This window comes from Nonomuraea diastatica (assembly GCF_004349015.1).
GTDB classification, from domain to species: domain Bacteria; phylum Actinomycetota; class Actinomycetes; order Streptosporangiales; family Streptosporangiaceae; genus Nonomuraea; species Nonomuraea diastatica.
Window position 1 is genome coordinate 24,124 of sequence record NZ_SMKP01000110.1, and the last position, 10,427, is coordinate 34,550.

Consider the following 10,427-nt stretch of genomic DNA (forward strand, 5'->3'; position numbering starts at 1 on the left):
GCTATCTGGACCGGTTGTGGAGCCGGTCGATGTCGAGGATGACCACGGCCTTGGCCTCGATGCGCAGCCAGCCGCGCTGGGCGAAGTCGGCCAGAGCCTTGTTGACCGTCTCGCGGGAGGCGCCGACGAGCTGGGCCAGCTCTTCCTGGGTCAGGTCGTGGTGCACCCGGATGCCGTCGTCGGTCTTGATGCCGAACCGCTCGGCCAGGTCGAGCAGCTGCTTGGCCACCCGCCCCGGCACGTCGGTGAACACCAGGTCGGCCAGCACGTCGTTGGTGCGGCGCAGCCGCTGGGCGAGCGCGCGCAGCAGGTGCAGGGCCACCTCGGGCCGGCCGGTCAGCCAGGGCCGCAGGTCGTCGTGGCCGAGCCCGGCCAGCCGCACCTCGGTCAGCGCGGTCGCCGTGGCCGTGCGCGGCCTCGGGTCGAACAGCGACAGCTCACCGAACATCTCGCTCGGCCCCAGCACGCTGAGCAGGTTTTCCCGCCCGTCCGGCGACGTGCGGGACAGTTTGATCTTGCCGTCCAGCACGACGTAGAGCCGGTCGCCCGTCTCGTTCTCGTGGAAGAGCGTCTGCCCCTTGGACAACTGGACCTCGGTGATGCTGGTGCGCAGCGCCGCGGCACTCTCGCGGTCCAGCGCGGCGAACAGGGGGGCCTTGCCCAGCACATCTTCGGTGTTCACACTGCCTCCTCTGCTGCCATTGTGACGCACCCCACTTCGGGCGGCACACACAGGTTATGGGAATGCCGGGGTGTTCCGGGCTTGCCCGCGTTGATCGGGATTACCGGATTCCGGGAGGAAAGTTACCCGACGCGCCGTTGGGCTCCCGACAGGAGGCCGTCAACTGAGGCCATCGCCGCCGCCACGCTCTGCCCGAGCAGGACTCTGAGCGCCTCCACGGCCCTCGGGCGTCCCCGCGGCACTGCTCGGCCGCCGGCGGCCAGACGGGCGGCCGGAAAAGGCGTCGCGGGTTCAATCGCCTCCCAGAGCTTCTACTCTTGCGGCATGGCCACGAACGCGGCGGGGCGCAAGCCGGAGACCCAGCTCGCACGAGTGCGGCGGGCGCGCAAGATGAACCGCATCCTCGCGGAGACCTATCCTGACGCCCATTGCGAGCTCGACTTCACCAACCCGCTCGAGCTGCTGGTGGCGACCATCCTGTCCGCGCAGTGCACGGACAAGCGGGTCAACATGGTGACTCCCATTCTGTTCGCGAAATATCCGTCGGTGGCCGACTACGCCGCCGCCGACCGGTCCGAGATGGAAGAGATCATCCGCTCGACCGGCTTCTTCCGCGCCAAGACCAACAGCATCATCGGCATGGCGCAGGCGATCTGCGAACGCCACGGCGGCGAGGTCCCCAGCCGGTTGCGGGACCTGGTCAAGCTGCCCGGCGTGGGCCGCAAGACGGCCAACGTGGTGCTGGGCAACGCGTTCGACGTGCCGGGGCTCACCGTCGACACCCACTTCCAGCGGCTGGTGCGCCGCTTCGGCTGGACCGACGAGACCGACCCGGTCAAGATCGAGCACATCGTGGGCGAGCTGCTGCCCAAGCGCGAGTGGACGATCTTCTCCCACCGGGTGATCTGGCACGGCCGTCGCATCTGCCACGCCCGGCGCCCCGCGTGCGGCGTCTGCCCGCTGGCCGCGCTCTGCCCCTCGTACGGCACCGGCCCCATGGCGGCCGCCGAGGCGGCGAAGCTTGTCAGGAACGGCCCCTTCTCCTGATGAGGGGAAGTGATCGACCACGCGACGTGTTGGAGGATGCGTGACACAAGTGCCCGACTGGCTCGGCACACTGGCAGCGCAGGCACAGCGGACCCGAGTGCCCCAAGCTCTGCGGCCACCCGTGACGGGCGGGAGGGAGGCGGCGGTGCTCATGTTGTTCGGCGACGGGCCGCTCGGGCCAGACGTGCTGCTCATCCAGCGCAGCACCCGCGGGCGCAGGCACCCGGGCCAGCCCGCGTTCCCCGGCGGCGGCGTCGACCCTGAGGACGCCGGTCCCGTCGAGGCGGCGCTGCGCGAGGCCGAGGAGGAGACCGGGGTCGATCCCGCCGGCATCCACGTGCTGGGCACGATGCCCGAGCTCTACCTGAGCTTCAGCGACAACCGGGTCACACCCGTGATCGCCTGGTGGCGCGAGCCGTCCGCGGTTCACGCCGCCTCACCCGACGAGGTCGACTCCGTCGAGCGGGTGCCGATCGCCGAGCTGGTCGATCCCGGCAACCGCATCTCGCTGCGGCACCCCCGGGGCATGGTCGGGCCGGCGTTCCGGGTGCGCGGGATGCTGGTGTGGGGGTTCACCGCGATGGTGCTCGACTCCGTGTTGCGCGAGGCGGGGCTCGACCGGCCGTGGGACCCCGCGCAGGTGGAGGACCCGCCCCCCGAGGTGGTCAACGTGGCGGCCCGCGACTAGCGTGCCGCTTTCACGGAGCCGCACGCAGGGCCACGCCGAGCGAGGCCCAGCCGGCCACGTCGGCGTCGCTGTCGGCGGCCAGCGCGCGCAGCGTCTCCAGCCCCGCGCGGTCAGGCGGTTCGCCGAGCACGTGCTGCAGCGCGTACGCGGCTCCATACCTGACTCTGGCGTCGCCGTGGCCGGCCAGATCGATCACGGACGGCAGCGAACGCGGGTCGGCCAGGTGGCCGAACGCGATCAGCACCGAATAGAGCACCATGGCGTCGTCCTCGCTGGCGGCCAGATAGCGCAGCACCGGCAGCGTCCGGTCCACGAACGGCTGCAACATGCCCATGATGTCCACGCCCAGCAGCCGCTCGGCGACCGTGTCCCCGGCACACAACCGGCGTGCCTCGATGAACGACTCCAGGTCGCTCCGCTGGCGCAGGATGGAGATCACATGCCAGCGCAACGGGCCGTCCGGATCGGTGTCGTGCAGAGCTGCCTCGATGAGATCGCGCACTGTTACCTCGGCCGGCGGCATAGCGCCCAAGATAGTCAGCAGGGTGACACCGTCCTGGCGGAACACGTTCACACTTGACCGTCTCGCTGGCTACCTTTGAAGCGTGCGCGGTGATCTGCTTGACCTCATACTGATCGGCCTCGTGATCGCGTTCGGCATCTCGGGATACCGGCAGGGGTTCATCATCGGGGCGATGAGCTTCGTGGGGTTCGTGGGCGGGGCCGTGCTGGGCGTCTTCATCGCGCCTCCCATCTCCAAGGCCGTCGTCGACGGCGACACCCCGCAGGCGCTGCTCGCCATCGTGATCGTCTTCCTCGCCGCCACCATCGGCCAGTTCGCCTCCTCGACGCTCGGCGCCGTCGTGCGCAGCCACGTCACGTGGGAGCCCGCCAGGGTGGCCGACGCCGTCGGCGGCACGTTCGCCAGCGCCCTGTCCGTGCTGGTCATCGCCTGGCTGATCGGGTCGCTGATCGTCTCCACCGCGTTCACCCCGCTGGTCGACCAGGTGAAGAACTCCGCGCTGCTGACCACGGTCGACGACGCGATCCCGCAGGCCGCGCGCAACTGGCAGGCGCCGTTCAAGAAGTTCATCGACCGCTCGGAGTTCCCGCCCGTCTTCGACGCCATCGGCGCCGGCACGATCATCGACGTGCCGCCGCCCGACCAGAGCGTGCTGAAGGGCGGCGACGAGCTGGAAAGGGCGCGCCGGTCGATCGTCAAGGTGCAGGGCAACGCGCAGAGCTGCAACAAGCACATCGAGGGCACCGGCTTCGTCTACGCGCCCGGCCGGATCATGACCAACGCCCACGTCGTGGCCGGCGTGACGCGCGACCTCCAGATCATCGACTCGACCAACACGCGGCACAAGGCCGCGGTGGTGCGCTACAACCCGCGGCGCGACATCGCCATCCTCTACGTCCCCGGGCTCAGGCTGCCGCAGCTCGCCTTCGACGGCGACGGCGGGCGCGGCGACGACGCGATCGTGGCCGGCTTCCCCAAGGGCCAGGGCTTCACCGCCGTGTCGGCCAGGATCGGCGGCCAGCTCGACGCCGAGGGCCCCGACATCTACCGCGAGGCCACGGTCACGCGCAAGGTCTACGCGATCCGCGGCCAGGTCCTGCCGGGCAACTCCGGCGGGCCGCTGCTCACGCCCGAGGGCCGCGTCTACGGCGTGATCTTCGCCGCCGCGATCAACGAAGAGGAGACGGGCTACGTCCTGACAGCCGAAGAGGTCGCTCCCGACGCCGCCAGGGGCCGCAACGACACCACGCCGGCCAGCACGCAGGAGTGCGACTGACCTGCGCCTCCCGCCTCAGCCGGGGAGCTCGGCCAGGATCAGGGCGACGGCCTCGCCGGGGTCGCTGTCCTGGCTCAGGCCGGAGGCGGCCCTGCCGACCGCGTCGTACGCGCCGCCGTACGACTGCGCCTTGGCGGCGCCGCGGCTGAGCAGGGTCACCGCGCCGCGCCCGTTGCCGCGCTGCAGATGCGTGAGCCCGACGCAGATCTGCGCGAGCCCCTGCCACAGGTCGCGCTCGTCCTCCGGCGCGCATTTCCAGCGGCCCTCGAAAACCTCGTGGGCGTTGAACGGCAGGCCGTCGCGCAGGAAACGACGGCCGTCCGCCAGCGCCTGCTCGGTGGTGGGCGCATAGTCGTCGGGCACCCGGGGCATGCCGGGCGCACCATAGGGGAGCGGCCTGCCGTACGCGTCGCGCGGCCTGGCGCTGCGTGGGCGGCCCTCGGGGTCACGGTCTCTCATCGGTCGGGCTCCGGGTCGGCCAGCCAGCCGAGCAACTCCTGGTTGAACACGTCGGGAATCTCCTCGTGGGGGAAGTGCCCCGCCCCTTCGAGCAGCCGCCACCGGTAGGGGGCGGCCACGTGACGGCTCGAACCCTGCGCCGTGCGTGGAAGCACCCGCGGGTCGAGCGCCCCGTGCACCTGCAACGTGGGCGCCTCGATCTCGGTGCGCATGACCCTGGCGTACCGCCGGCCGTCGGGGCGGAGCTGGGAGCGGCCGAGCCAGCGGTGGTATTCCAGCGCGCAGTGCGCCACGGTGGGGATGCGGAACGCCTCCCGATAGGTGCGCGCGGCCTCGGGCTCCGGCCAGCCGGGGCGCGACCACTCGTCGAGGAAGCGGCCGACGCGCCTCCCGTCGCGGCGGGTGAGCAGGTGCTCCGGCAGCAGCGGCAGCTGGAAGCCGAGGGCCTGGATGCTCGCCTTGAGCTGGCCGAACGGGTCGGTCACCAGGGCGCCGCGCAGCCGCAGCGGATGCGGGGCCGACACGGTGACGAGCCGGCGTACGCACTTCGGCTCCAGCACGGCCATCGTCCAGGCCAGCAGCCCACCCCAGTCGTGCCCCACCACGATCGCCCCGGTCTCGCCGAGCGCCCGGATCAGCCCCGTCGCGTCGCCCGCCAGCGTCGGCAGGTCGTAGCCGCGCGGCGGTTTGTCGCTGCCGCCGTAGCCGCGCAGGTCGACCGCGACCGCTCGATAGCCGGCGGCGGGCAGCGCTTCGAGCTGGTTGCGCCACGTCCACCAGAACTGCGGGAACCCGTGCAGCAACATCACCAGAGGCCCCTGCCCCGCCTCCACGACGTGGAAGCGGGTGCCGCCCGCGTGCACCGAGCGGTGCGTCCAGGGCCCCTCGATCTGAACGACCGACTCGTCAGGCGCCATCACGCGTCACCGGCTCGCGATCAGGCTTGAGCGCGGGCAGCGTCTGGTCCTCCGGGATGGCGATCTCCCTCAGGCCCTTGATCGACCTGGTGGTGCGCTTCATCCCGGCCAGGCCCTTGAGCCTGCGGATCCCGATGAACACCAGCAGTCCCGCGACCAGCAGGTAGAACACGGTCACGATGAGGAAGGCCGCCCACTGGGGCATCCACTGCGCCAGCACGTAGGCGATCGTGAACGAGGCGAGGATCAGGCACAGGTGAGCCATGAAGGCGGCGGCGGCGAACATGCCACCCGCCATGCCGACCCGCTTGGCGTCGAACTTGAACTCGGCCTTGGCCAGCTTGATCTCCGAACGGACGAGTTCAGAGATGTGATCGCTCGCCCGGGCGATCAGCGAGCCCAGGGATTCTTCCTCGGGAGTCTGCGGCATGAACGTCTCCTATCGAGGCCTGGTGGCCGTGTCAAACATCATCCAGCGATGCGCCGCCTGCGCACCCGGCACGTGAAGCGGCACGGCCGCCCGTCACGCCGGTGGAGCTCCTCCGGCAAGTCTTGCCAGGCCGAGCCGCACCGACGGCCAGACGCCGGCCGAACACGCCGAGGAACTTACCGGGTGCGAGCCTCGCCATCACTCCCAGAACTACCCGATCAGCCAAGATAACGCTTGTGCCGCCTGGGCGTACGCAGAGGGCGCATGCTTCCGTCACGGAAACATGCGCCCTCGCTTCACCGTGTCAGTCCTTCACTGTGTCAGTCCTCGGACTTCGCGGACGGCAGCTTCTCCGAGATCAGGTCCATCACCGTGCTGTCGGCCAGTGTGGTGACGTCGCCGATGCTGCGGTTCTCCGCCACGTCGCGCAGGAGACGGCGCATGATCTTGCCGGACCGGGTCTTGGGCAGCTCGGGGACGACCAGGATCTGGCGCGGCTTGGCGATCGGGCCGAGCGTCTTGGCCACGTGGTTGCGCAGGTCGGCGGCGATGTCGTCGTTCTCCTCCGCGGTGCCGCGCAGGATCACGAACGCCACGATGGCCTGGCCGGTCACCGCGTCGGTCGCGCCGACCACGGCCGCCTCGGCCACCTTCGAGTGGCTGACCAGCGCGCTCTCCACCTCGGTGGTGGAGATGTTGTGGCCGGAGATCAGCATGACGTCGTCCACGCGGCCGAGCAGCCACAGGTCGCCGTCCTCGTCCTTCTTGGCGCCGTCGCCGGGGAAGTACATTCCCTCGAACCGGCTCCAGTAGGTGTCGATGTAGCGCTGGTCGTCGCCCCAGATCGTACGGAGCATCGCCGGCCAGGGCTCGCGCACCACGAGGAAGCCACCGCCGCCGTTGGGGACGCTGTTGCCCTGGTCGTCGACCACGTCGGCGACCACGCCCGGCAGCGGGCGCATCGCGGCGCCCGGCTTGGCCGAGGTCACGCCCGGCAGCGGGCTGATCATGATGGCGCCGGTCTCGGTCTGCCACCAGGTGTCCACGACGGGGCAACGGTCGTGGCCGATGTTCTCGCGGTACCAGACGTACGCCTCGGGGTTGATCGGCTCGCCGACGGAGCCCAGGACGCGCAGGCTGGACATGTCGTACTTGGCGGGGATGTCGTCGCCCCACTTCATGAACGTCCGGATCGCCGTGGGCGCCGTGTAGAGGATCGTGATCTTGTACTTCTGCACGATCTCCCAGAACCGGCCGCGGTGCGGGGTGTCGGGAGTGCCCTCGTAGATGACGCTGGTGGCACCGTTGGCGAGGGGACCGTACACGATGTAGGAGTGGCCGGTCACCCAGCCGATGTCGGCCGTGCACCAGTAGATGTCGGTCTCGGGCTTGAGGTCGAAGACCGCGTGGTGCGTCCAGGCGGTCTGCGCGAGATAGCCGCCCGAGGTGTGCAGGATGCCCTTGGGCCTGCCCGTGGTGCCGCTGGTGTAGAGGATGTACAGCGGGTCTTCCGAGCTGTGGGGCTTGGCGGTGTGCTCGTCGCTCTGGCGGTCGACCACGTCGTGCCACCACAGGTCCTTGTCGGTGACGGCGACGTCCTGGCCGGTGCGGCGCACGACGAGGACGTTCTCGACCTGCGGGCACTCGGCGACGGCCTCGTCCACGATCGGCTTGAGCGCGCTCGGCTTGCCGCGGCGGTAGCCGCCGTCGGCGGTGATCACGAGTTTGGCGTCGGCGTCGTCGATGCGGCTCTTGAGCGCGCTGGCCGAGAACCCGCCGAAAACGACCGAGTGCACGGCCCCGATGCGGGCGCAGGCCAGCATCGCGATCGGCAGCTCGGGGATCATCGGCATGTAGATGGCGACCCGGTCGCCCTTGCGCACCCCGAGCTCGTGGAGGGCGTTGGCGGCCTTGCCGACCTCGGCCTTCAGATCGTTGTAGGTGAGTGTGCGGGTGTCGCCCTCGGGCTCGCCCTCCCAGTAATAGGCGACCCTGTCGCCGCGTCCCTCTTCGACGTGCCGGTCGACGCAGTTGTAGGCCACATTGAGCTCGCCGCCGACGAACCACTTGGCGAACGGCGCGTTCCACTCGAGTGTGTTGTCCCACCTCTTGGCCCAGGTCAGCCGCTCGGCGGTGCCCTCCCAGAAGGCGAGGCGGTCGGCGGCGGCCTCGTCATATGCGGCGACGGTCACGTTCGCGGCCGCCGCCAGGTCGGCCGGAGGTGCGAACCGGCGGTTCTCCTGCAGCAGGTTGGACAGCGCCTGGGTTTCGTTACCAGGGGTCTCCGGGGCCACCTCGTGCTCCTTCTATGGCCAGATTGGATAGGTCGTGTCCCACTTCACCAGCTCACGACCTCCGCACACAAGAGGTCTAGACAGGTCTGTACCGTCCGGCTCCATGGGCGCGCGTACTTACCAACTTGCATGACAAACGCAATTGAAACGTTGTCATCCCGAAATCCGAAGAATACGCGCCGGCGCGATTGCTCGGGTGCGGTGGGGGGTGGTTCGGGGGTTTATGGGCCCCCTGGAGCCGTGATGTTGCCGGGGCTTTCTCTCCTTGCGGTCGTCATGGCGTCCGGTCGCGAGCACGCTCGGTCACCGCGCCGCGGTGGCGGGGGGCGCGTTACCCGCAGGTAGGGTCGGGTTCCGTGAGTGACCCCTTGACCGTCATCGCGCGGTTCCCCGGCGTTTCCGAGGCGGTCGACGAGGCTCGCAAGGCCGTCGACCGGCTCTATCGCCACCGCGTCCTGCGCCGGGCGAGCCCCGCCGTGTCCGCGGAGTCGTCGCTGCGCGGGGCGCGCGCGTCGGCCGCGCTCGAAGGCGTGGACGTGTCCCTCGACGCCCTGCGCCGTGACGAGGTGCACGACCCCCTGGTCCAGGGGGCGCTGCGCGCGTCAGTGGAGGTGGGCCGCATGGGCCCGACCTGGCGGAAGGCCCCCCGGCAGGTGCTGGCGCGGCTGCACACCGTGGCGGCCGCCGGTCTCGCGGCAGAAGCCGCTCTCGGCCGGCCGCGCACGTTCGACACGGTCCCCGATCCCCTGCGTTTGGGCGCGGCGCCGAGCGCCGGCGAGACGGCGACCCGCATGGAGGCTCTGCTCGGCCTGCTCGAACGGCCCACGAGCGCGCCCGCGATCGTGCTGGCCGCCGTGATCCACGCGGAGCTGGCCGTGCTGCGGCCCTTCGGCACGGCCGACGGGGTCGTGGCACGTGCGGCCGAACGGCTGACGCTGGTCGAGTTCGGGCTCGACCCCAAGTCTTTGGTGGCCGTCGAGGTGGGGCGGCTGGAGCTGCCGTACGCGGAGGGGTTGCGGGCGTACTCGAGCGGCACGCCGGAGGGTGTGAGCCGGTGGGTACAACAGTGTGCCTCCGCGGTAACCCTCGGAGCGCGCGAGACCACGGCCATCTGCGAGGCCATGCTGAGAGGCTGACGGGGGTCATGCGAGACCCTTTGGGGCGAACCCGACATAGCTGACGGCGTCTCCGTCAAGAGACGCCGCAGCCGGTGCATCACACCGGGTTACCAAGCGTGCACCTATATCCGTCGGAGCGGGTCAAGCCCGTCACGACGCGCCTCCCGCGGCTGGTCGCGCGTGGGTACCCGGCTGATGCACCCGGACAAGTGGTCCGTAATCCCTTTCTACGACGGATGTGCCCTGATGGGAACCCCTCGGACCAAGACCTTTACCCGGCGATGGGGGCGTCGCGGACGTCGCGTGCCGAAGCGGTTGCCGGGTCGTGATGATCACGGAGAGTGATTGCCTTTATGTGATCGTTATGTCGCAACGAAAAAACTTGGCGAAAATGCAGGATTGCTCCTCGACGAAACTTGAGTCGATCGGGCAGCATACGGTGGTATCACCAGAAACTGGGGAGACCGTGCACGCGATGCGTTTGCATGTGCCTTGCCAGGTGCTGGTGAAGTGATGAAAGCTTTCTTCTGAAACGGGACCGGCTCTACCCCCCCGGAGCCGGACCGATCAGGCGACCCCCGCTCTCCCCCCCGGCGGGGGTCGCCCCTTTTCCGCCTTCGCCCCGGCAGCTCCCCGGGCCGCGACGTTCACCGTCCACGGCCTTACGGGCGTGCCGGTTCCCCCTCCGCAGCCTCCGGGCGTGGCGTGCCTCCTTCCACAGCCGTATGGGGTCGGCCGTGCCTCCTTCCACAGCCGTATGGGGCTGGCCGTGCTTCCGTCCACAGAATCGCGGGCCCGCCGTGTCCCCGTCCACAGAATCGCGTTCGCCCGGCCGGCGCCCGTGCCGCCTCCAGCAAGGTGGGCCTCCCACCCACGCAGGAGGCCCGGATGCACCGTCCCCTGGTCATCACCGAAGACCACGCTCTGCTCGACGACCTGGTCCGCATCGCGGCCGCGGCCGGCGCCCAGCTCGACGTGGCCCACGTCCCCGCC

General features: G+C 70.0%; 10 protein-coding genes. 4 read left to right on the plus strand and 6 right to left on the minus strand.

The window, feature by feature from the left end:
• Position 1: 1 nt before the first annotated feature.
• Complete coding sequence (locus E1294_RS32180) at positions 2-682, minus strand: Crp/Fnr family transcriptional regulator (RefSeq protein WP_132514721.1); 681 nt, start codon at positions 680-682, stop codon at positions 2-4.
• A 324-nt stretch (positions 683-1,006) separates the two neighbouring features.
• Between E1294_RS32180 and nth the strand changes: the two genes are divergently transcribed.
• Together nth and E1294_RS32190 are read left to right on the plus strand one after the other, a co-directional pair.
• Positions 1,007-1,729 carry an endonuclease III gene (nth, locus tag E1294_RS32185; protein WP_132514723.1) on the plus strand — a complete coding sequence of 241 codons (723 nt, stop codon included), beginning with the start codon at positions 1,007-1,009 and terminating at the stop codon, positions 1,727-1,729.
• 40 nt (positions 1,730-1,769) lie between these two features.
• Positions 1,770-2,417, plus strand: a complete 648-nt coding sequence (locus E1294_RS32190) for an NUDIX hydrolase (protein WP_132514725.1) — start codon at positions 1,770-1,772, stop codon at positions 2,415-2,417.
• Positions 2,418-2,427: 10 nt separating this feature from the next.
• Here E1294_RS32190 and E1294_RS32195 read toward each other — a convergent pair whose 3' ends face one another.
• Positions 2,428-2,940: a HEAT repeat domain-containing protein gene (locus E1294_RS32195; RefSeq protein WP_132514727.1), complete on the minus strand. Its 513-nt coding sequence runs from the start codon at positions 2,938-2,940 to the stop codon at positions 2,428-2,430.
• An 82-nt stretch (positions 2,941-3,022) separates the two neighbouring features.
• Between E1294_RS32195 and E1294_RS32200 the strand changes: the two genes are divergently transcribed.
• Positions 3,023-4,216 (plus strand): MarP family serine protease, encoded by a 1,194-nt coding sequence (locus E1294_RS32200; RefSeq protein ID WP_132514729.1) that lies wholly within the window; start codon positions 3,023-3,025, stop codon positions 4,214-4,216.
• Between the two features lie 15 nt (positions 4,217-4,231).
• Here E1294_RS32200 and E1294_RS32205 read toward each other — a convergent pair whose 3' ends face one another.
• The 4 genes from E1294_RS32205 to acs form a co-directional block, all read right to left on the minus strand.
• The gene (locus E1294_RS32205) at positions 4,232-4,675 is read right to left on the minus strand and encodes a DUF309 domain-containing protein (protein WP_132514731.1); all 444 of its coding nucleotides are present in this window, start codon (positions 4,673-4,675) and stop codon (positions 4,232-4,234) included.
• The gene (locus tag E1294_RS32210) at positions 4,672-5,592 is read right to left on the minus strand and encodes an alpha/beta fold hydrolase (protein WP_132514733.1); all 921 of its coding nucleotides are present in this window, start codon (positions 5,590-5,592) and stop codon (positions 4,672-4,674) included. The genes E1294_RS32205 and E1294_RS32210 overlap by 4 nt, the downstream gene beginning before the upstream one ends.
• Positions 5,582-6,022: a phage holin family protein gene (locus E1294_RS32215; protein ID WP_132514735.1), complete on the minus strand. Its 441-nt coding sequence runs from the start codon at positions 6,020-6,022 to the stop codon at positions 5,582-5,584. The genes E1294_RS32210 and E1294_RS32215 overlap by 11 nt, the downstream gene beginning before the upstream one ends.
• A gap of 320 nt (positions 6,023-6,342) precedes the next feature.
• Positions 6,343-8,316 carry an acetate--CoA ligase gene (gene acs / locus E1294_RS32220; RefSeq protein WP_132514737.1) on the minus strand — a complete coding sequence of 658 codons (1,974 nt, stop codon included), beginning with the start codon at positions 8,314-8,316 and terminating at the stop codon, positions 6,343-6,345.
• A gap of 356 nt (positions 8,317-8,672) precedes the next feature.
• Here acs and E1294_RS32225 point away from each other — a divergent pair, with 356 nt between their 5' ends.
• Positions 8,673-9,452 carry a Fic family protein gene (locus E1294_RS32225; protein ID WP_132514739.1) on the plus strand — a complete coding sequence of 260 codons (780 nt, stop codon included), beginning with the start codon at positions 8,673-8,675 and terminating at the stop codon, positions 9,450-9,452.
• Positions 9,453-10,427: the final 975 nt, after the last annotated feature.

Excerpts from the sequence above, each read along its gene's own strand:
- nth (WP_132514723.1), top strand. The coding sequence starts at position 1,007 with ATGGCCACGAACGCGGCGGGGCGCAAGCCGGAGACCCAGCTCGCACGA.
- E1294_RS32195 (WP_132514727.1), bottom strand. The coding sequence starts at position 2,940 with ATGCCGCCGGCCGAGGTAACAGTGCGCGATCTCATCGAGGCAGCTCTG.
- E1294_RS32205 (WP_132514731.1), bottom strand. The coding sequence starts at position 4,675 with ATGAGAGACCGTGACCCCGAGGGCCGCCCACGCAGCGCCAGGCCGCGC.
- E1294_RS32210 (WP_132514733.1), bottom strand. The coding sequence starts at position 5,592 with ATGGCGCCTGACGAGTCGGTCGTTCAGATCGAGGGGCCCTGGACGCAC.
- E1294_RS32215 (WP_132514735.1), bottom strand. The coding sequence starts at position 6,022 with ATGCCGCAGACTCCCGAGGAAGAATCCCTGGGCTCGCTGATCGCCCGG.